We start from the raw sequence: 18,254 nt of genomic DNA on the forward strand, positions 1-18,254 counted from the left end.
TGAAACATCCACCGGCCTGATGCACTGCATCATTCAAACATTGCCTTGGCATGCCAACAGCCGTTGCCGTCCAAATCCAATTGCGCTAATTCCGTGGCAACAGATCATAATAGGGCGGGAGAGACTGAATGGCTGATCATAGCGAAGTTGCCTATACCACCGCGGATGGCAACGATTACCCCGCCCATGAGCAGACCTATGAAGGTTTCCTCGTGCTCGTGAAGTGGGGGACGATCTCCGTCGTGGCGATCGTCGCACTGATGGGCATTTTCCTCACCTGATCCTGCCTTTTGCCGCAGCGCCGCGGCGTTCATCCCTGCCCTGATTGCCCACGCGCGGCGCGATGCCGCCGGAGGACCCATGAAGATTGCCATTGCCAAGGAAATCGATCCGCTCGAACCGCGCGTTGCGGTCTCGCCGGACACGATCAAGAAGTTCAAAGCGCTTGGTGCCGAAGTGGCAATCGAGCCGGGTGCCGGCATCAAATCGGGCCTGCCGGACACCGAATACACGGCTGTCGGCGCGACCATCGCCGCTGATGCAGTGAAGGACGCCGATATCGTCATCAAGGTGAAGCGTCCAGAAGCCTCCGAGCTTGCGAACTACAAGCGCGGTGCGCTGGTGATCGCGATCATGGACCCCTATGGCAATGAAGCCGCGCTGAAGACCATTGCGGACGCCGGCGTGTCCGCCTTCGCGATGGAGCTGATGCCGCGCATCACCCGTGCGCAGGTGATGGACGTCCTGTCGTCGCAGGCCAATCTCGCCGGCTACCGCGCCGTCATCGAGGCCGCCGAATATTTCGGCCGTGCTTTTCCGATGATGATGACTGCGGCCGGCACCATTCCGGCGGCAAAAGTGTTCGTGATGGGCGTCGGTGTTGCCGGCCTGCAGGCGATCGCCACTGCGCGCCGTCTCGGCGCTGTTGTGACCGCGACCGACGTGCGCCCCGCCACCAAGGAGCAGGTCGAAAGCCTCGGCGCAAAGTTCCTGGCCGTCGAGGACGACGAGTTCAAGAACGCGCAGACCGCTGGCGGTTACGCCAAGGAAATGTCGAAAGAGTATCAGGCCAAACAGGCCGCGCTCACCGCCGAGCATATCAAGAAGCAGGACATCATCATCACGACAGCGCTGATTCCGGGCCGTCCGGCGCCGCGTCTGGTCACCGCCGAGATGGTCGCATCCATGAAGCCCGGTTCGGTGCTGGTCGATCTCGCCGTCGAGCGCGGCGGCAATGTCGAGGGCGTCAAGGCTGGCGAAGTCGCTGACGTCAATGGCATCAAGATCGTCGGCTTCACCAATGTGGCCGGCCGTGTCGCTGCTTCCGCTTCGAGCCTCTATGCGCGCAACCTGTTCTCCTTCATCGAAACGCTGGTGAATAAGGAGACCAAGGCGCTCGCGGTGAACTGGGACGACGAACTGGTGAAGGCCACCGCGCTGACTCATGACGGCGCCGTCATCCATCCGAATTTCCAGCCGAAGACTGCTTAAGGAGACCCATTATGGATCATGCTTCGCTGGTTTCTCCTTTCGTTTTTCAGCTCTCTATTTTCGTGCTCGCGGTGTTCGTCGGCTATTTCGTGGTGTGGTCGGTGACCCCCGCGTTGCATACGCCGCTGATGTCCGTGACCAACGCGATCTCCTCGGTGATCGTGGTCGGCGCGCTGCTCGCGGTCGGCGTCAAGCTGGCCGGCAGTGGCGGCGTGCTCGCCCGTGGCTTCGGCTTCGTGGCGCTGATTTTTGCCTGCGTGAATATCTTTGGCGGCTTCCTGGTCACCCAGCGCATGCTCGCGATGTACAAGAAGAAATCCAAGTGAACGGCGCATCTCGCGATCACACTGACAACGGGGCTCTGAGATGAACGCCAATCTGTCTGCACTTCTGTATCTTGTTGCCGGCGTGCTCTTCATCATGTCGCTGCGCGGCCTGTCGAGCCCGGCCTCGAGTCGTCAGGGCAATTTCTTCGGCATGGTCGGCATGGCCATCGCCGTCGGCACCACGCTGGCCGCGCATCCGCCGGCCGATGCGCTGGGCTGGATCCTGGTCATCCTCGGCATTGCCATCGGCGGCGGCATCGGTGCCGTCATCGCCAAGCGCGTGCCGATGACCTCGATGCCGGAACTGGTCGCCGCCTTCCACTCGCTGGTCGGCATGGCCGCGGTGCTGGTCGCCGCCGGTGCCTTCTACGCGCCGGAAGCTTTCGGCATTCTCGATCCCGCCACCAACAAGATCGTGGCTGCGAGCCTTGTCGAAATGTCGCTGGGCGTCGCCATCGGCGCGCTGACCTTCACCGGCTCGGTGATCGCTTTCGCCAAACTGTCGGGCCGCATGAGCGGCGCGCCGATCATCCTGCCGGCCCGCCACATCATCAATATCGTGCTCGGCCTGGCATTGATCTTCTTCATCTACGGCCTCGTGCATTCGGGCTCGGCGATCGACTTCTGGATCGTCACCGTGCTCGCTCTGGCGCTTGGCGCCCTCCTGATCATCCCGATCGGCGGCGCCGACATGCCGGTCGTGATCTCGATGCTGAATTCCTATTCGGGCTGGGCGGCGGCCGGCATCGGTTTCACGCTGGGCAATTCGGCATTGATCATCACCGGCGCGCTGGTGGGCTCGTCGGGCGCGATCCTGTCCTACATCATGTGCCACGCGATGAACCGTTCCTTCATCTCGGTCATCCTCGGCGGCTTCGGTGGCGAGAGCGCTGTCGCCGGTGGCGGTTCGGGTGAGCAGAAGCCGGCCAAGCTCGGTTCGGCGGATGATGCGGCCTTCATCATGAAGAACGCGCAGAAGGTCATCATCGTGCCTGGCTACGGCATGGCGGTGGCGCAGGCCCAGCACGCGCTGCGCGAAATGGCCGACACGCTGAAGAAGGAAGGCGTCGAGGTGAAATACGCCATCCACCCGGTCGCGGGCCGCATGCCAGGCCACATGAACGTGCTGCTGGCGGAGGCCAATGTGCCTTACGATGAGGTGTTCGAACTCGAAGACATCAATTCGGAATTCGCCCAGGCCGACATCGCTTTCGTCATCGGCGCCAATGACGTCACCAATCCTGCGGCCGAGGACGACAAGACCTCGCCGATCTACGGCATGCCGGTGCTGCAGGTCTGGAAGGCCGGCACTGTGATGTTCATCAAGCGCTCGCTGGCCTCGGGCTATGCCGGCATCGACAACCCGCTGTTCTATCGCGACAATACCATGATGCTGCTGGGCGACGCGAAGAAGGTCACGGAGAACATCGTCAAGGCGATGTGATCATTCTCGATCCCTCAAGGGCTCCGCCCCTCATCCTGAGGGGCCGCGTAGCGGCGTCTCGAAGGATGGCTGCAAGGGCGGCGCCAGGCCAGCTCATGGTTCGAGACGCGCGCGAAGAGGCGCGCTCCTCACCATGAGGAACGGAGTGGCATGAGAATGCCCGGCGACAAGCCGGGCATTCTTGTTTGGGGCAGCAATCTCTTGCCCTCATCCTGAGGAGCCGCGTAGCGGCGTCTCGAAGGATGGCTGCAAGGGCGGCGCCAGGCCAGCTCATGGTTCGGGACGCGCGCGAAGAGGCGCGCTCCTCACCATGAGGGACGGAGTGGAATGAGAATGCCCGGCGACAAGCCGGGCATTTTTGTCTGGCGCGGCAATCTCTCCGCCTCATCCTGAGGAGCGGGCGTCTTCGACCGCGTCTCGAAGGATGGAGCCGGAGCCCCGCCAGCGCATGGTTCGGCACGCGCGCGAAGAGGCGCGCTCCTCACCATGAGGAACGGAGTGGAATGAAAATGCCCGGCGACAAGCCGGGCATTTTTGTTTGGCGCAGCAATCTCTCCCCCTCATCCTGAGGAGCGGGCGTCTTCGTCCGCGTCTCGAAGGATGGAGCCGGAGCGCCGTCAGCGCATGGTTCGAGGACACGCCAAGTGCCGCGCTCCTCAGCTAGAAGACGCTGCCGGGCTCAGCCCGTCGCTTCCTCTTTCGGCATCCTGTGCAGTGCGCACAGCTTGTTGCCATCCGGATCTCGCAGATAGGCCAGATACATCTTCACGCCGCCTTCGCGGATGCCGGGCGGCTCTTCGCAGGTCGTCGCGCCATTGGCGATGCCGGTGGCGTGCCAGGCGTCGGCCTCTTCCTTCGACTTGGCCAGGAAGCCGATGGTACCGCCATTGGCAGGGGTCGCCGGCTTGCCGTCGATCGGCTTCGACACCGAGAAAGTCCCGGTCTTGGTGCGGTAGAAGATGCGGTGGCGATCAACTACGGCGGGCTCGACGCCCAGTGTGCCGAGCAGCTTGTCGTAGAAGGCTTTTGCCTTTTCCAGGTCGTTGGTGCCGATCATGACATGCGAAAACATCTCGTTCGCTCCCTTTGTTCTTTTTCGAACTCACCACACGGTGATGCCCGACTATAAGCAAGGCGTGTGATGGTTGGCGAGTGGGGTCAGCTTGACGCAGCCCTGCAACCTGACGCCGGGGTCGGCATTGTCATATGTTGCCCCTCCCGTTTCTCGAATCCCTCAGGTTATTGCGCGATGTCTGCACACCCCGTGCCCCGTTCGTCATGGATGTTTCCGGCTGCGGCCGCGGCATTCGTTGCTGTCACCGGAGCGCTGGGCATAGGCTTCACGCCGTCCGCGTTTGGCCTCGTCTTCGCAGTCGTTCTGCTGGCGATCCTGTTCGGGACGGTCTTCGCGGCCGTGCACCATGCCGAGGTCATAGCCCACAAGATCGGCGAGCCCTATGGGACGCTGCTGCTGACCCTGTCCGTTATCATCATCGAGGTGGCCGTCATCGCCACCATCATGATCGGCGACAAGTCGGCCCCGACACTCGCGCGCGACACCGTGTTCGCCGTGGTCATGATCGTCTGCAACGGTATGGTAGGCCTCTGCATCCTCGCGGGTGGGCTGCGCTACAGCGAGCAGGAATTCCAGGTCTCGGGCGCCAAGATCTATCTCAGCGTGCTGATCGTGCTCTCCACCATCACGCTGATCTTGCCGAATTACACGCTGACCACGCCCGGGCCGTTGTTCTCCGCCCTGCAGCTGGCGTTCGTCAGCGTCGTCACCATGATCCTGTATGGCCTGTTTCTCTACACGCAGACCGTGCTGCACCGGGACTACTTCATCAATGACGATGAAGACGATGACGGCGAGCCGCCCAAACATTCCATCACCATGAACGCCGTTCTGCTGGTGGTCGCGCTGGTCAGCGTCGTGGCGCTCGCCAAGTCATTCTCGGTGGTCGTCGATGCCGGCGGTGCCGCCATCGGCGCGCCGGCAGCCTTTACCGGCATTGTCGTGGCCTTGCTCGTTCTGATGCCAGAAGGCGTCGCCGCATTTACCGCGGCCCGCCACAACAAGCTGCAGAAGAGCATCAATCTCTCTCTGGGATCGGCGCTCGCCACCATCAGCCTGACCATTCCGGCGGTCGCTTTGGTCGCGACGCTGCTCGGCCAGCCGCTGGTGCTCGGCCTGCCGCCGAGCGAAACCACGCTGCTGATCATGACATTCGCCATCAGCATGCTGACATTCGCCACGGGCGTGACGAACATCCTGTTCGGCATGGTGCACATGCTGGTCTTTGCTGTATTCCTGCTGACGGTATTCGCACCGTAATCAAGGAAGCCCAGATGCTCGCTGCCCAGTCTGACGTCCAGCAGGACACGCCCGAAGTTCGCGTCACCGAATGGCGCCTGGCGCCGGGGGCAGCAACCGGCCACCACACCCATGGCATGGACTATGTGATCGTGCCGGTCACCACCAGCACGATGACCATCGTCGCGCCCGACGGCACCCGCTCGGCCTCCAACATCGTCGCCGGCAAGTCCTATTTCCGGAAAGCGGGCGTCGAGCATGACGTGCTCAACGAGACCGACAAGGAAATCGTCTTCCTGGAAGTCGAGATCAAGCAGAAGTAGGGGCGTAGTCGCAGGATGGGTTGAGCGAAGCGATACCCGTCACGGCCGGGCGCCTGCGGTGATGGGTATCGCTGACGCCCAACCCATCCTACGAGACCGCGCTGTCATCTTCCGAAACATTCGCGCGCGACGGATAGGAACTTGCCTTTGATCCGTCGCGATTGATCCCTGAATCAGCCTCAAATTTCCAGCATGTAGCAGCCGGGGAATGAGGCCGGGTTCATGCTGAAGAAATATCTCTCGAAATTCACTATCGATATTTTGCCGTCGGTTTTTGCGACGGTCGTCGGCGCCTACATCGTCAATTACTACATCATCCCGAAAGCGCGTGAGGATCGCCCGCCTGCGGCCGCCGCTGCCGTGTCTGCCAAGCCGCCGGAAGCGTCCCAGGCGAAGCCTGTAGATGCCAAGCCGGCCGAGACCTCCACCGATGTGGTGGATGCGCCCGAGCAGCCTGCGCCGGCGCCTGCCAGGAAGCCGGTCGAGAAGGCCAGCACTGAGAAATCCGACAAGGCCGCCGAATCGCGTCGCCATACGCCTGCCCGTGAAAAGGCCGTCGCTAAAGCCGAGCCGACAGTGGTCGTTCCCGCGCCGACGCCGGTTCTCGCCACCGTCGGCACCGCGCCTGCAGGCGATGCCAATGATCTCGCACGTGCCGCCATCGAGCGGTTGAGCCGTGGCGAGAAGGCGGAGGCGCCCCGCGCGCCTGAAGCCACACGTGCACCTGAGCGTACGGCGTCAGCACAGCCGCAGACCGCGCCAATCGTCCTGCAGCCGCCGGTCCAGCAGGCGCAGCCGATGCAGCAACTGCCGCCGCCGATCGTTGTCTCAACTCCGAATATCGAGAATCCGCAAGCAGCCGATCGCGCCGAGCCATCGCGCGGTCCGCGCCCGCCCGGCAGCGTCCCCGTTCCGATTCGCGGCGACATGCAGGCGAATGCAGACGATCGCGGTGGCCGCACCAATGTCGTTGAGGACGTGCTGAGCGGCGCCAAGTCGATGTTCGACAAGGTCATCCCACGGTCGTTCGAGCGGTAGGGGCTACCCCGCCCGTCCGCCGTTTCGCGTCATGCCGTTGCGTGCGGCATCGTCGTCCGGTCGCAGCAGTACAGCGCGGCTGAATGAATCCGCGGCTTTCTCGCGATTGCCGAGTTTCTCATAGATATTGCCGCGGGTGATCCAGATCTGCGCATTGCCCGGCGCCACGCTGGAGGCTTCGTCAAGGTCTGCAGCGGCCTCCTGGTTCTTACCGAGCGCGAGATAGCATTGCGCGCGGCCGAGCAATGGATCCGCCTGCTGCGGCGTCAGGCCATTGGCCGAGGTGAAATCGGCGATCGCGAATTCGTATTTCTGTTCGGACTGATACAGCAGGCCGCGCTGATAGAAGGCCTGCGCGCTGGATGGATCCAGATCGATCGCCGTATTGTAGGCTGCGAGCGCTTCACGGCTTTGGCCGGCTTGCGCAAGACTGGCGCCGCGTGCCGCCTGCACCTTGGCCTCCTGCGGATTGGCCTTGGTCGTAAGGCTGCGTGTCTGCGGTGCGGCAGTCGCGGTCGCTTTCGGTTCGTCCTTGTCGGAGCCGGGCGAAAGCGATGCGAGATTGAACGAACAGCCGCTCGCGCACAGGCCCGTCAGTAGCAGAGCCAGCGCGAAGGAGGTGCGCTTGCCGATGCAGGATGGCGATGTGGTCGGCCGTGGGTCCATGCAGGGCAATCTCTCGCAACATCGATGCGGATTCCTACCGCGTCAGCCGGCGAATTGCATCCGGACAAAGCGGCGCGCTTTTGTTCATGAGCGCAAAAAAATAACGCGGGCTTGAGGCCCGCGTTATCGAAATCGAATGTCTGTTGCTTAGCGAGCCGGACGCGGAGCGCCGGCACCTGGGCCGCCAGCACCGGGACGGCCACCGCGCTCGCCGCCGGGGCCAGCGCCGAACACCGGCTTCGGCTTCATCGGCAGCAGGCCTTCGCGCTGCAGCTTCTTGCGGGCGAGCTTGCGTGCACGGCGCACGGCTTCAGCCTTTTCGCGGGCCTTCTTCTCAGAGGGCTTCTCGTAGTGACCGCGGAGCTTCATCTCGCGGAAAATGCCCTCGCGCTGCATCTTCTTCTTCAGCGCCTTGAGAGCCTGGTCAACATTGTTATCGCGAACGAGAACCTGCACGCGGCATCCTCTTCTTCAATCGGATCGGAATTTCCGGAATTTCGGGTAAGTTAAAGGGCCGACGAAGGCCATGCCCTTAACCTGTAAGGGCGCTCATGTATCAGACGAAATAGTGAATGTCCACCTCGCGCCGCGGCAATTAGATCGATTTTGCCGCGGAAAATCGGAGGTTTCTGCATGGCCTGTGGGGAAAAACCGGACGGGTTCCGGACCTCTCAGGCCGGAACGGCGTCCGCACCCTCAAACCTGCGGTTTGACCTCGACCACGTGGCCCATCTTACGGCCGGGGCGGGGCGAGCCCTTTCCGTAAAGATGCACGGTCGCGCCGGGGACCGTCAGCCATTTCGGATAATCGAGGATGTCGTCGCCGATCAGGTTGGTCATGGTGACCTGTCCGTGACGCACCGGCTTGCCGAGCGGCCAGCCGGCAATGGCGCGGATATGCTGCTCGAATTGCGACACCGAGGCGCCGTCCAGCGTCCAGTGGCCGGAATTGTGCACGCGCGGAGCGATCTCGTTGACCACCAGCGTTGGGCCGTCCTTGCCCGGCACGACGAACAATTCGACGGCGAAGGTGCCGACATAACCGAGCGCGGTGCCGATCTTTTCCGCGATCTCGCGGGCCTTGGCGGCGAGTGCATCGGGAATGCGGGCGGGCGCGTAGGAGAATTTCAGGATGTGATCGCGGTGCTCGTTTTCGGTGACGTCGAAGCTCTCGACATTGCCGTCGGCGCTGCGGGCGGCAATCACCGAGACTTCGCGCTCGAAAGGTACGAAGGCTTCGAGAATAGCTTCCTTGGTGCCGAGATCGTCCCAGACCTGATCGAGATCGTCGCCTTCGCGGATCATCGCCTGACCCTTGCCGTCATAGCCGAAACGGCGTGTCTTGATGACCGCGGGCAGGCCTAGCTTCTTCACAGCATCGCGCAATTCGCCGGCGCTGGACACGCCGGCATAGCCGGCCGTGGCGATGCCAAGGCCGGTGACGAAGTCCTTTTCTACGAGGCGATCCTGCGTTGTCTGCAGAATGCTCTGTGCCGGCAAAACGGGACGCCGCGCATCGAGGATCAGCGCAGTCGCAGCGGGAACATTCTCGAATTCATAGGTAATGACGTCGCAATCATTCGCGAACAGTTCGAGCGCTTCGACATCGGCATATTCGGCACAAGTCGCGTTCTGCACCACATCGAACGCCGGTGAATCCGGGTCTGGCGAAAACACCTGGCACTTCAGACCAAGCCGCGCAGCAGCAAGCGCGAGCATACGGCCAAGCTGGCCGCCACCGAGAATGCCGATCGTGTCGCCGGGCTTCAGCACGTTGATCGCAGGAGCCATTACGCCGCGCCTTCCGGCTTCTCGGCCACGGCATCGGTCTGCGCCTTGCGCCAGGCCTTGAGGCGGGTCGCGAGGGCATCGTCATGCAAAGCAAGCACGGAGGCTGCGAGCAGCGCTGCATTGATCGCGCCGGGCTTTCCGATGGCCAGTGTTCCGACTGGAATACCGCCGGGCATCTGCACGATCGAATAAAGGGAATCGACGCCCGACAGCGCCTTGGATTCCACGGGCACGCCGAATACCGGCAGCTCCGTCAGCGCGGCGGCCATGCCCGGCAGATGCGCCGCGCCACCGGCGCCGGCGATGATGATCTGGAATCCGGCCGCTTTGGCGCCTTTCGCGAATGCCACCAGCCGGTCAGGCGTCCGATGCGCCGAAACGATGCGGGTATCATGGGCAATGCCCAGCGCCGTCAGGGTTTCGGCGGCGTGGCGCATGGTTTCCCAGTCGGACTGGCTTCCCATGATAATGGCGACGGGCGCGGGCATTCCGTGATTTCTTTCGCGAATCCAGAAGGATAGCTGGAAATACCAAAATTCGCCCCCTGCCGGGCAGGGAGCGTCGAACGAATAATCGCGTCAATGATGACGGGACAGCCTTGTAACAAATCCGATGCAAAAGAAAACCCGACGGACGGGCACTGCTCGACTGCATTTGGCGCAGTTTGGCGAGCTTTCAGCGCTAGTCGGTGCGGCAGCACAGCGGCAGACTTGCGGCGATTATGCGGCAGCGTTTTTCAGGCCGGGTGGCGCACGTGACTCGTTGTCTCAGGCAATGATGTCGGGGGTAATCTGATCCGAGATCACCGAGATGCGATCGCGCAATTGCAGCTTGCGCTTCTTCAGCCGCTGCAACTGTAACAGATCGGGGGCGGGCGATCGCTGCAAGGCATCGATGGCGGCGTCGAGGTCGCGGTGTTCTTGCTGCAATCGGGCCAATTCGGCAGGGAGTTCGCGATCTTCGTCGTCGTTCATGATCTTCGCTGAATCTTCGCTGACCTGGCCCGCCACCGAACGGGCGGGAATCCTCAACACAACTATCGCCGGTGGGCGCGCACCGCGCAAGCCGGACGGTTCCGGCATTTTTGCACTGCATTCGTTACGATTCGTTTTTCACGATGTGCGGAGCGCGGCGGTACAATTTTCAAGACCCATCGACAGATGTCCACTGTCATGTAGACTTCATCGTCCAACCGAATCCGAAATGTGGTTTCTCAACCTACCGAGGAGTTTCGAATGGCACTTCAGGCGCATCTGGTCGAACTGGAACGCAAGCACAAGGTTCTCGAAACCGAACTCCACGATGCCTTGCTGCATCTCTCCACGGATGATCTTCGCATCGTGGAACTCAAGCGCCGGAAACTGATGGTCAAGGACGAGATCGAACGCCTTCGACAGACCCGCGCAACACTCCACTGACATTCCCCGCACTACGCCTGACATGATGCCTCATCCCATGGCGTTGTCAGGTCTGCGTGTCCGCATCGCGCAATCATGATGCGATACGCCTCCGCCTTGCGACGAAGCCATCTGAGAGTATGGTTGGACCAGATTGCTTCGGACGCAGGCGCGGATCTTCAATACATAGAGTGATGCATAGCTATGCTGCGGCTACGCCATCTACCTGCGTGATTGCGGCGAGATCCTTGCCGATTTCATTCTCTGCCACTCGAATGTCGTAAGCATTTTGCAGGTTTAGCCAGAGCTGCGCCGATGTGCCGAGTGCTTTGCCGAGACGGAGCGCGGTATCGGCTGTGACGCCCGTCTCTTCATTAGCAAGCCGCTCGATGCGCGTGCGGGGGATGCCGCAGACCTTTGCCAGCATACCTGCGGACATTTCGAGCGGGACGAGGAATTCTTCACGCAGCACTTCACCCGGATGCATTGGGGGAAGTTTTTTGGGCGGAAGTTTTCGGGACATGTCGATTTCCTTCTCGCCGGTCAGTGATAATCGGTGAATTCTACATTCGTTGGACCTTCGACGGTCCAGACGAAGCAGATACGAAACTGATCGTTCACCCGGATGGAATGTTGACCGATCCGGTCGGCCTTCAAAGCTTCGAGGCGATTGCCAGGCGGTGATCTCAGGTCACTGAGCGATGTGGCTGCGTCCAAATAATTCAGCTTACGTCGCGCGACAGAAAGCAGATCGGCGGGGAAGCCTTTTACAGCTTCGCCATCGAATGCGGCCCGGGTCATTTCATTTTTGAAATTCCGGATCATCGAAAATATGTATCATAAATTGATACGGCGCGCCAGTGGTCTCAGGCGCTACCCGCCGCTCTCAATCCCCGCCACCTCCGCCACATAATCCGCGATCGCCAGCGACGACGTCAGCCCCGGTGACTCGATGCCGAACAGGTTGATCAGGCCGGGCACGCCATGCAGCTGCGGGCCTTGGATCATGAAGTCCTGTGTTGCGACGGCCGGCGGCACGATCTTCGGTCGCATGCCGGAATAGCTTGGCATCAAGGCGCCGTCCGGCAGCGATGGCCAGTAGCGGCGGATGGCAGGGTAGAATTTCTCCCCTCGCGCAGGATCGACTTCGTAGTCGATGTGATCGACCCATTCCACATCGGGGCCGAAACGCGCCTGGCCGGCGAGATCGAGCGTCAGATGCACGCCGAGGCCGCCGGGCTCGGGCACGGGATAGATCAGGCGCGAGAAAGGTGCCTTTGCACTACAGCTAAAATAACAACCTTTGGCGAGATAGGCCGGCGGGATCAGATCCAGCGGCATGCCTTCGAGCAGGCGTGCGATCATCGTCGCTGACAAGCCGGCGGAATTGATCAGCATGTCGCAGCCGAGCACCATCGGCGCATCGCCGCCGACCTCGACCTCGAACCCATCAGCCGTCACGCGGCCGCGCTCGAAGGGCGCGAGGAAGGCGAAGGCGGCGCCGGCAGCTTCGGCCTCGCCGCGTAGCGACAGCATATAAGAATGGCTGTCGATGATCCCTGTGGAAGGCGACAGCAGGGCGCCTTCGCAGGCCAGCGCCGGCTCCAGCGCGCGCGCTTCATCGCCCGACAGCACCTGCATGTCGGCAACGCCATTGGCTTCAGCATGGGCCTTGATCGAGGCGAGTTTGGCCATTTCCTCCGGCCGGGTCGCGACGATCAGCTTGCCGCAATTGCTGTGCGGGATGCCGCGGCTGCGGCAGTAATCATAGAGCTTGTGCTTACCCTCGACGCAGAGCTTCGCCATCAGGCTGCCGGCGGCATAATAGATGCCGGCATGGATCACTTCGCTGTTGCGCGAGGAGGTGACGGTGCCGATGGCATCGGCGGCTTCGAGCACGATGACTTCGCGGCCAGCTTCGGCCAGTCGGCGGGCGATGGCGAGGCCTACGACGCCAGCGCCGACGACGACGCATTCAACCCTGTCCATTCGCTCCAGCCCCGTGTTGTCCTGCGATCCCGCATTTTAGCAAATTATTAAGCATCGCAGCTATTTACCCATCAATTCGGCAATTTGGTCAGGCTGCATTCAGACGCATTTACCTGATCCCAATACCTGGAATTGAAGACTTGCACTCTGCGAATACGCGGGTGCGCAATGACTGGCAAGATCGAGCAAGTGACGAAGAGGGCGATCGGGTGCGTCAGCGCCGCCGCTTGGCTCTTCGCCACGCCTGGCCGGGCGATCGCCGAAGACGTCACCGCCGTCACGCAGAGCGCCGATCCCTATTTCATCTGGCATGTCGTCATCGGCGGACTGGTCGTCGGTGCCTTCACCACGGCGATCGTGTTCTGGGTCGCATCGGCCTTGCGCAGCGTCCAGCGCCAGCAGCAGCAACGCAATGAATTCGTCGGCTCCGCGCTCAATCATCTCGGCCAGGGCATCGTCATGCTCGATGCGCAGAAGCGCGTCGTCTTCTGCAATGATCGCTACCTCGAGATCTACAGGCTTGCGCGAGCCGATATCACCCGCGGCATGACCGGGCCCGGTCTCCGTGAGTTGCGCCGCCAGCGCGGCTCGGCCGATGTGAACGAGGATATCCATTTCGACAAGGCGTTGTCGTCGGGAGGCTATGTCGCCGAGCTGCCCGGTGAGCAATTCGTCCATGTGAAGTTCAATCGCCTGCCCAATGGCGGCTGGATCGGCATTCACGAGGACTGCACGCAGCAGCGCCTGATGCAGGATGAACTGGCGAGCACCAAGCAGTTCCAGCAGACCGTGCTGGATAATATCCCGGTTTCGCTGATGGTGCAGGAAGTGGCCACCGGCCGCTATCTGTTCGCCAATCGCAATTCCGAGGTGATCCTCGGCCGGCGTCGCGAAGATGCGATCGGCAAGACCGTGCCCGATATGCTGCGGCCGGAAGAGGCCAGGATCATCGTGGCGCGCGATCAGGCCGCTATCAATAGCCGGACGCCCATTGCCGAAGAACACCCGATTTCGACGCGCGACGGGCTGCGCCTGTTCCTCACCCGCCGTGTCACCGTGATGGATGAAGACGGTGAACCGCAATATCTCATCAAGACCCATGAAGACGTCACCGACCGCCGCCAGACCGAGGCGCGGATGGCGCATATGGCCTATCACGACGGCCTCACCGATCTGCCGAACCGCGCGGCCTTCCTGCAGGCGCTGACGCAGATGATCGATGCCTGCACCGAGGCTTCGGAAGAATTCGCGGTGCTGTCGATCGATCTCGACGGCCTCAAGGAGATCAACGACGTCTTCGGTCACGCCATTGGCGACAGGCTGCTGAAGGACGTGTCGCGCCGGATCGAGGCTGCGGTCGGCGGCGGCGTCGTCGCGCGTCTCGGCGGCGACGAATTCGGCGTCATCATCGATGGCGCGCAGCCGAAGGTGGGACAGGCACTGGCTGAGCGCATTGCGGCCTCACTGGCCGAGCCGTTCCCGATCGACGGCAAATCCGTGCGTATCGCGGTCACCACAGGTCTCTCGCTGTTTCCGCGCGATGGCGGCGATGCGGCGGCGTTGCTGGCCAATTCCGGGGCGGCCTTGTTCCGTGCCAAATCGCGCTCGCGCGGATCGATCAGCGTGTTCGAGCCGGAAATGGATCGCCAGTTGCGCGACCGTCGCGTGCTGCATCAGGATCTGTCGACGGCCATCCGCAATGGCGAATTGTCGCTGCATTACCAGCCGCAGGCGCGTGCCAGCGAGAATGTGCTGGATGCCGACATCACCGGCTTCGAGGCGCTGGCACGCTGGATCCATCCGACCCGCGGCTTCGTCTCGCCGGCCGATTTCATTCCGCTGGCGGAAGAAAGCGGCCTGATCGTCGAGATGGGCGAATGGATCTTGCGCCAGGCGTGTCGCGAGGCGGCGTCATGGACGGTGCCGCTGCAGGTCGCCGTCAATCTCTCGCCCGCGCAATTCATGCGCGGCGACGTGGTGGGTGTCGTGCATGCGATTCTGCTGGAGACGGGCCTCGCGCCCGGCCGGCTGGAACTGGAAATCACCGAAGGCGTGCTGATCGAGGATTTTGACCGCGGTCTCGCCTTGCTGCGCCGGCTGAAGGCGCTCGGTGTGCGCATCTCGATGGACGATTTCGGCTCGGGCTATTCGTCGCTGACCTATTTGCAGGCCTTCCCGTTCGACAAGATCAAGATCGACCGCGCTTTCGTCATGCATCTCGGCCGCAATCCGCAATCGGCCGCCATCGTCAAGGCGGTGATCAATCTCGGCCATGGTCTCGATGTGTCCATCGTCGCCGAGGGCGTCGAGACGCAGGAGCAGCTGACGTTCCTCGCCAATGAGGGCTGCGACGGCGTGCAGGGCTATTTCATCGGTCGCCCCGCGCCGATTGCCCAATATGCCTCACTGGTGGGCAAAGCGACGGGTGTGCGCAGGGCTGGATAAGTTGTAGGATGGGTTGAGCGTAGCAATACCCATCACCACCAGCGCCCGGCCGTGATGGGTATCGCTGCGCTCAACCCATCCTACGATCGCGCAATGACGGTGAGTGTTGAGCCCGCCCGGTTCCGCCGCTAGTTTGCGGGCATGACGAATCCTGCCGCCACCATCGATGTCGCGACCGAGGACAATCTCGCCGTCGCCTATCCCACGCCGCTGCTCCGGATCGACGCCGTGTCGAAGCGCTTTGGTGCGCATGCGGCCGTCAATGAGCTCTCGCTCGATATCAAGGAAGGGGAGTTCTTCGCGCTTCTCGGACCATCGGGCTGCGGCAAGACCACGCTGCTGCGCATGCTGGCGGGTTTCGAGACGCCGGACAGCGGCCGTATCGCGCTGAACGGCGAGGACATCGCTGCGGTGCCGCCGCATCAGCGGCCGGTCAATATGATGTTCCAGAACTATGCGCTGTTTCCGCATCTCAGCGTGCGCGACAATATCGGCTTCGGGCTGAAGAACGCTGGCCTGACGCGCCCCGGCATCGATGCGCGGGTGGCGCAGATGATCTCGCTGGTCAAGCTGAACGGGCTGGAGAAGCGCAAGCCGCACCAGCTCTCCGGTGGGCAGAAGCAGCGCGTGGCACTGGCGCGCGCATTGGCGCGGCATCCAAAACTGCTGCTGCTCGACGAGCCGCTGGCGGCCCTCGACAAGAAGCTGCGTGAAGAGACGCAGGTGGAGCTGATGCGGCTGCAGCGCCAGCTCGGGCTCACTTTCGTGATCGTGACCCATGATCAGGACGAGGCGATGTCCATGGCGGACCGCATCGGCGTGATGAAGGACGGCCGCCTGCAGCAGGTGGCGACGCCGCGGCAGCTTTATGAAGCGCCGGCGTCGCGCTGGGTGGCGGAATTCGTCGGCGACATCAATCTCGTCGAAGGCGATATCCGCGTGCGCGATGGCCATCGGCTGACCGTCGAAGGCCGCGGCACCGGCACGCTGTTTGCGACGCTGCCCAAGGAGCCGATCGATAGTCTCGCGATTTGTGTCGCGATCCGGCCTGAGAAGATCCGACTGTCACGACGTGGGCTGGCGGCGGGGCTCAATCATTCCGGGGGCATGAATAGCCTCGAGGGCATGGTCGATGAGGTCGGCTATCTCGGCGGACGCTCGATCTACAAATTGAAGCTCGATCACGGCGCGACCCTGCGCGTGGCTCTGGCGAATACGGCACGGCTCGATGTCGATGCCTATGGGATCGGCGAGCGCGTCACCGCCTGGTTCACGCCGGACGATTGCGTGGTGCTGCCGCGATGAACGCAAAGCGCCTGTTCACTGCACCGGCACGGCGGATGGCGATCCCGCCTTATGTCTGGATGCTGCTGTTCTTCCTGCTGCCGTTTGCTTTCGTGGTGAAGATAAGCCTGTCGCAGACCACATTGGCGCAGCCGCCTTATCTGCCGGTGTTCGGATTGGCCGATGGCTTTGCGGGCTTGAAGGATGCGTTTGGCGCGCTGTCTTTCGATAATTTCCGCTCGCTGCTGGCGGACCAGCTTTACATCTCGTCCTATCTCCGCAGCATCATCGTTGCGCTCACCGCGACCTTGCTGTTGCTCATCATCGGCTATCCCATCGCCTATGCCATGGCGCGGCTGCCGTCGCGCTGGCAGGGCATCGCCATGATGCTGGTGATCGTGCCGTTCTGGACCTCGTTCCTGATCCGCATCTATGCCTGGATCAATATCCTGCAGCATGATGGCCTGCTCAACCAGATCCTGATGACGCTGCATATCGTCAGCGCGCCCGTGGTGTGGCTCTCCACCGATACCGCCATGTATCTCGGCATCGTCTATTCCTATCTGCCCTTCATGATCCTGCCGCTTTATGCGACGTTGGCGAAGGCCGATCCGTCGCTGCTGGAAGCCGCGGCCGATCTTGGCGTATCGCGCTTCGATGCGTTCTGGATGGTGACGGTGCCGCTGTCCTGGCGCGGCATCTTTGCCGGTGCGCTGCTGTGCTTCATTCCGATCACCGGCGAATTCGTGATCCCCGATTTGCTGGCGGGCTCGGAGTCGATGATGATCGGGCAGACGCTGTGGCTGGAATTCTTCACCAACAAGGACTGGCCGCTGGCCTCGGCACTGGCCGTCGTGCTGCTCGCCGTGCTGCTGGTGCCGCTCGTGGTCTATGACCAGGTGCAGCGCCGCCAGCTGGAGCGCCGCTGATGACATCGCATCCGCTGCGCCTGTCGCGCTTCAATCTCGTCTCGCTCGTGCTCGGCTTTGCGTTCCTGTATCTGCCGATCGTCATTCTGGTCATCTATTCGTTCAACGCCTCGCGCCTTGTCACGGTGTGGGGCGGCTGGTCGACGCGCTGGTACACCGAATTCTTCAACGACCGCGCGATGCTGGATGCCGCGTGGATGAGCATCCGCGTCGGCGTTGCCTCGGCGACCTTGGCGACTGTGCTCGGCACGCTGGCGGCCGTGGCGCTGGCGCGTGGCGGTGGCTTTCGCGGGCGGGCTGTCATGTCCGGCATGCTCTATGCGCCGCTGGTGATGCCCGAGGTGATCACCGGCCTGTCGCTGCTGCTGCTGTTCGTCGCCATCGACGCCGGCCGCGGCTTCTGGACGGTGACCATTGCCCATACGACGCTGACTATGTGCTTCGTCACGGTGGTGGTGCAGTCACGCCTGGCCGCGCTGGATCGCAGCCTGGAGGAAGCTGCGATGGATCTCGGCCGCGATCCGTTTCGCGCGTTCGTCTCGGTGACGCTGCCGCTGATCTGGCCAGCGATCGCCGCTGGCTGGATGCTGGCTTTCACGCTGTCGCTGGATGATCTGGTGATCGCGAGTTTCACGACAGGTCCGGGCTCGGCCACGCTACCGATCCGCATCTATTCGGAAGTGCGCCTGGGCGTGAAGCCGGAGATCAATGCGATCTGCACGCTGATCGTGGGCTTCATCACGGTGCTGATCGTGCTGGCGTCACTGGCGACGAAGCTGTCGAGCAGCAAGGGTGAGAGCGCTGCGCCGCTTTAGCG

Annotated in this window: 21 protein-coding genes; 12 read left to right on the forward strand and 9 right to left on the reverse strand. The window is 62.3% G+C overall.

Annotated elements, in window-relative coordinates; genetic code table 11:
- Positions 1 to 128: 128 nt before the first annotated feature.
- The 4 genes from ACIQ2A_RS01120 to ACIQ2A_RS01135 all read left to right on the forward strand — a co-directional run bounded on the left by ACIQ2A_RS01120 (position 129) and on the right by ACIQ2A_RS01135 (position 3,261).
- Positions 129 to 281: an aa3-type cytochrome c oxidase subunit IV gene (locus ACIQ2A_RS01120; protein WP_211910240.1), complete on the forward strand. Its 153-nt coding sequence runs from the start codon at positions 129 to 131 to the stop codon at positions 279 to 281.
- Between the two features lie 79 nt (positions 282 to 360).
- Positions 361 to 1,491, forward strand: coding sequence for a Re/Si-specific NAD(P)(+) transhydrogenase subunit alpha (locus tag ACIQ2A_RS01125; RefSeq protein WP_398474845.1), 1,131 nt, complete (start codon positions 361 to 363; stop codon positions 1,489 to 1,491).
- An 11-nt stretch (positions 1,492 to 1,502) separates the two neighbouring features.
- Positions 1,503 to 1,817, forward strand: coding sequence for a proton-translocating transhydrogenase family protein (locus tag ACIQ2A_RS01130; RefSeq protein ID WP_092145745.1), 315 nt, complete (start codon positions 1,503 to 1,505; stop codon positions 1,815 to 1,817).
- 40 nt (positions 1,818 to 1,857) lie between these two features.
- A complete protein-coding gene (locus ACIQ2A_RS01135) occupies positions 1,858 to 3,261 on the forward strand; it encodes an NAD(P)(+) transhydrogenase (Re/Si-specific) subunit beta (RefSeq protein ID WP_398474848.1) in 1,404 nt (467 codons plus the stop codon).
- A gap of 679 nt (positions 3,262 to 3,940) precedes the next feature.
- Here the strand turns inward: ACIQ2A_RS01135 and ACIQ2A_RS01140 are convergent.
- Positions 3,941 to 4,333 carry a VOC family protein gene (locus ACIQ2A_RS01140; RefSeq protein ID WP_398474850.1) on the reverse strand — a complete coding sequence of 131 codons (393 nt, stop codon included), beginning with the start codon at positions 4,331 to 4,333 and terminating at the stop codon, positions 3,941 to 3,943.
- A gap of 177 nt (positions 4,334 to 4,510) precedes the next feature.
- On the opposite strand from ACIQ2A_RS01140, the gene ACIQ2A_RS01145 reads away from it, so the two are divergent.
- From ACIQ2A_RS01145 to ACIQ2A_RS01155, 3 genes are all read left to right on the forward strand, one after another.
- Complete coding sequence (locus tag ACIQ2A_RS01145; RefSeq protein WP_398474852.1) at positions 4,511 to 5,596, forward strand: calcium:proton antiporter; 1,086 nt, start codon at positions 4,511 to 4,513, stop codon at positions 5,594 to 5,596.
- 14 nt (positions 5,597 to 5,610) lie between these two features.
- The gene (locus tag ACIQ2A_RS01150; RefSeq protein WP_398474854.1) at positions 5,611 to 5,898 is read left to right on the forward strand and encodes a cupin domain-containing protein; all 288 of its coding nucleotides are present in this window, start codon (positions 5,611 to 5,613) and stop codon (positions 5,896 to 5,898) included.
- A 222-nt stretch (positions 5,899 to 6,120) separates the two neighbouring features.
- Positions 6,121 to 6,936, forward strand: coding sequence for a hypothetical protein (locus ACIQ2A_RS01155; protein WP_398474856.1), 816 nt, complete (start codon positions 6,121 to 6,123; stop codon positions 6,934 to 6,936).
- A 3-nt stretch (positions 6,937 to 6,939) separates the two neighbouring features.
- On the opposite strand, the gene ACIQ2A_RS01160 is transcribed toward ACIQ2A_RS01155, so the two are convergent.
- The 5 genes from ACIQ2A_RS01160 to ACIQ2A_RS01180 all read right to left on the reverse strand — a co-directional run bounded on the left by ACIQ2A_RS01160 (position 6,940) and on the right by ACIQ2A_RS01180 (position 10,367).
- Positions 6,940 to 7,602, reverse strand: a complete 663-nt coding sequence (locus ACIQ2A_RS01160) for a tetratricopeptide repeat protein (protein WP_398474858.1) — start codon at positions 7,600 to 7,602, stop codon at positions 6,940 to 6,942.
- Positions 7,603 to 7,749: 147 nt separating this feature from the next.
- Complete coding sequence (rpsU, locus tag ACIQ2A_RS01165; protein WP_398474860.1) at positions 7,750 to 8,058, reverse strand: 30S ribosomal protein S21; 309 nt, start codon at positions 8,056 to 8,058, stop codon at positions 7,750 to 7,752.
- A 240-nt stretch (positions 8,059 to 8,298) separates the two neighbouring features.
- Positions 8,299 to 9,393 (reverse strand): 5-(carboxyamino)imidazole ribonucleotide synthase, encoded by a 1,095-nt coding sequence (locus tag ACIQ2A_RS01170; protein ID WP_398474862.1) that lies wholly within the window; start codon positions 9,391 to 9,393, stop codon positions 8,299 to 8,301.
- Positions 9,393 to 9,881 (reverse strand): 5-(carboxyamino)imidazole ribonucleotide mutase, encoded by a 489-nt coding sequence (gene purE, locus ACIQ2A_RS01175; RefSeq protein WP_398474864.1) that lies wholly within the window; start codon positions 9,879 to 9,881, stop codon positions 9,393 to 9,395. Before purE ends, ACIQ2A_RS01170 begins: the two co-directional genes overlap by 1 nt.
- A 279-nt stretch (positions 9,882 to 10,160) precedes the next feature.
- Positions 10,161 to 10,367: a YdcH family protein gene (locus ACIQ2A_RS01180; RefSeq protein WP_233023067.1), complete on the reverse strand. Its 207-nt coding sequence runs from the start codon at positions 10,365 to 10,367 to the stop codon at positions 10,161 to 10,163.
- A gap of 261 nt (positions 10,368 to 10,628) precedes the next feature.
- Here ACIQ2A_RS01180 and ACIQ2A_RS01185 point away from each other — a divergent pair, with 261 nt between their 5' ends.
- Positions 10,629 to 10,811, forward strand: a complete 183-nt coding sequence (locus ACIQ2A_RS01185; protein ID WP_398474866.1) for a YdcH family protein — start codon at positions 10,629 to 10,631, stop codon at positions 10,809 to 10,811.
- Positions 10,812 to 10,992: 181 nt separating this feature from the next.
- Here the strand turns inward: ACIQ2A_RS01185 and ACIQ2A_RS01190 are convergent, their stop codons facing one another.
- The 3 genes from ACIQ2A_RS01190 to ACIQ2A_RS01200 are packed head-to-tail and all read right to left on the reverse strand — an operon-like array spanning position 10,993 to position 12,779.
- Entirely contained in the window at positions 10,993 to 11,313 is a 321-nt protein-coding gene (locus tag ACIQ2A_RS01190; protein ID WP_398474868.1) for a HigA family addiction module antitoxin, read from the reverse strand.
- Between the two features lie 20 nt (positions 11,314 to 11,333).
- Positions 11,334 to 11,615 (reverse strand): type II toxin-antitoxin system RelE/ParE family toxin, encoded by a 282-nt coding sequence (locus tag ACIQ2A_RS01195; protein ID WP_398474870.1) that lies wholly within the window; start codon positions 11,613 to 11,615, stop codon positions 11,334 to 11,336.
- Positions 11,616 to 11,663: 48 nt separating this feature from the next.
- A complete protein-coding gene (locus tag ACIQ2A_RS01200; RefSeq protein ID WP_398474872.1) occupies positions 11,664 to 12,779 on the reverse strand; it encodes an NAD(P)/FAD-dependent oxidoreductase in 1,116 nt (371 codons plus the stop codon).
- Positions 12,780 to 12,947: 168 nt separating this feature from the next.
- Between ACIQ2A_RS01200 and ACIQ2A_RS01205 the strand changes: the two genes are divergently transcribed.
- The 4 genes from ACIQ2A_RS01205 (at position 12,948) to ACIQ2A_RS01220 (ending at position 18,252) form a co-directional block, all read left to right on the forward strand.
- Positions 12,948 to 15,224 carry an EAL domain-containing protein gene (locus tag ACIQ2A_RS01205; RefSeq protein WP_398474874.1) on the forward strand — a complete coding sequence of 759 codons (2,277 nt, stop codon included), beginning with the start codon at positions 12,948 to 12,950 and terminating at the stop codon, positions 15,222 to 15,224.
- A 141-nt stretch (positions 15,225 to 15,365) separates the two neighbouring features.
- Positions 15,366 to 16,529, forward strand: coding sequence for an ABC transporter ATP-binding protein (locus ACIQ2A_RS01210; RefSeq protein ID WP_398474876.1), 1,164 nt, complete (start codon positions 15,366 to 15,368; stop codon positions 16,527 to 16,529).
- Positions 16,526 to 17,437, forward strand: coding sequence for an ABC transporter permease (locus ACIQ2A_RS01215; RefSeq protein ID WP_398474878.1), 912 nt, complete (start codon positions 16,526 to 16,528; stop codon positions 17,435 to 17,437). The genes ACIQ2A_RS01210 and ACIQ2A_RS01215 overlap by 4 nt, the downstream gene beginning before the upstream one ends.
- Positions 17,437 to 18,252, forward strand: a complete 816-nt coding sequence (locus ACIQ2A_RS01220) for an ABC transporter permease (protein WP_398474880.1) — start codon at positions 17,437 to 17,439, stop codon at positions 18,250 to 18,252. The genes ACIQ2A_RS01215 and ACIQ2A_RS01220 overlap by 1 nt, the downstream gene beginning before the upstream one ends.
- The last annotated feature ends 2 nt before the right edge of the window (positions 18,253 to 18,254 follow it).

It is taken from the genome of Tardiphaga sp., assembly GCF_044336785.1.
Lineage (GTDB): Bacteria > Pseudomonadota > Alphaproteobacteria > Rhizobiales > Xanthobacteraceae > Tardiphaga.

What these genes read in the sequence shown, in the direction of transcription:
- ACIQ2A_RS01125 (WP_398474845.1), top strand. Translation starts at nt 361, where the DNA reads ATGAAGATTGCCATTGCCAAGGAAATCGATCCGCTCGAACCGCGCGTT.
- ACIQ2A_RS01180 (WP_233023067.1), bottom strand. Translation starts at nt 10,367, where the DNA reads ATGAACGACGACGAAGATCGCGAACTCCCTGCCGAATTGGCCCGATTG.
- ACIQ2A_RS01150 (WP_398474854.1), top strand. Translation starts at nt 5,611, where the DNA reads ATGCTCGCTGCCCAGTCTGACGTCCAGCAGGACACGCCCGAAGTTCGC.
- ACIQ2A_RS01195 (WP_398474870.1), bottom strand. Translation starts at nt 11,615, where the DNA reads ATGATCCGGAATTTCAAAAATGAAATGACCCGGGCCGCATTCGATGGC.
- ACIQ2A_RS01140 (WP_398474850.1), bottom strand. Translation starts at nt 4,333, where the DNA reads ATGTTTTCGCATGTCATGATCGGCACCAACGACCTGGAAAAGGCAAAA.
- ACIQ2A_RS01200 (WP_398474872.1), bottom strand. Translation starts at nt 12,779, where the DNA reads ATGGACAGGGTTGAATGCGTCGTCGTCGGCGCTGGCGTCGTAGGCCTC.
- ACIQ2A_RS01190 (WP_398474868.1), bottom strand. Translation starts at nt 11,313, where the DNA reads ATGTCCCGAAAACTTCCGCCCAAAAAACTTCCCCCAATGCATCCGGGT.
- ACIQ2A_RS01185 (WP_398474866.1), top strand. Translation starts at nt 10,629, where the DNA reads ATGGCACTTCAGGCGCATCTGGTCGAACTGGAACGCAAGCACAAGGTT.
- ACIQ2A_RS01130 (WP_092145745.1), top strand. Translation starts at nt 1,503, where the DNA reads ATGGATCATGCTTCGCTGGTTTCTCCTTTCGTTTTTCAGCTCTCTATT.
- ACIQ2A_RS01170 (WP_398474862.1), bottom strand. Translation starts at nt 9,393, where the DNA reads ATGGCTCCTGCGATCAACGTGCTGAAGCCCGGCGACACGATCGGCATT.
- ACIQ2A_RS01155 (WP_398474856.1), top strand. Translation starts at nt 6,121, where the DNA reads ATGCTGAAGAAATATCTCTCGAAATTCACTATCGATATTTTGCCGTCG.
- ACIQ2A_RS01205 (WP_398474874.1), top strand. Translation starts at nt 12,948, where the DNA reads ATGACTGGCAAGATCGAGCAAGTGACGAAGAGGGCGATCGGGTGCGTC.
- ACIQ2A_RS01210 (WP_398474876.1), top strand. Translation starts at nt 15,366, where the DNA reads ATGACGAATCCTGCCGCCACCATCGATGTCGCGACCGAGGACAATCTC.
- purE (WP_398474864.1), bottom strand. Translation starts at nt 9,881, where the DNA reads ATGCCCGCGCCCGTCGCCATTATCATGGGAAGCCAGTCCGACTGGGAA.
- ACIQ2A_RS01215 (WP_398474878.1), top strand. Translation starts at nt 16,526, where the DNA reads ATGAACGCAAAGCGCCTGTTCACTGCACCGGCACGGCGGATGGCGATC.
- ACIQ2A_RS01120 (WP_211910240.1), top strand. Translation starts at nt 129, where the DNA reads ATGGCTGATCATAGCGAAGTTGCCTATACCACCGCGGATGGCAACGAT.
- ACIQ2A_RS01160 (WP_398474858.1), bottom strand. Translation starts at nt 7,602, where the DNA reads ATGGACCCACGGCCGACCACATCGCCATCCTGCATCGGCAAGCGCACC.
- ACIQ2A_RS01135 (WP_398474848.1), top strand. Translation starts at nt 1,858, where the DNA reads ATGAACGCCAATCTGTCTGCACTTCTGTATCTTGTTGCCGGCGTGCTC.
- ACIQ2A_RS01220 (WP_398474880.1), top strand. Translation starts at nt 17,437, where the DNA reads ATGACATCGCATCCGCTGCGCCTGTCGCGCTTCAATCTCGTCTCGCTC.
- ACIQ2A_RS01145 (WP_398474852.1), top strand. Translation starts at nt 4,511, where the DNA reads ATGTCTGCACACCCCGTGCCCCGTTCGTCATGGATGTTTCCGGCTGCG.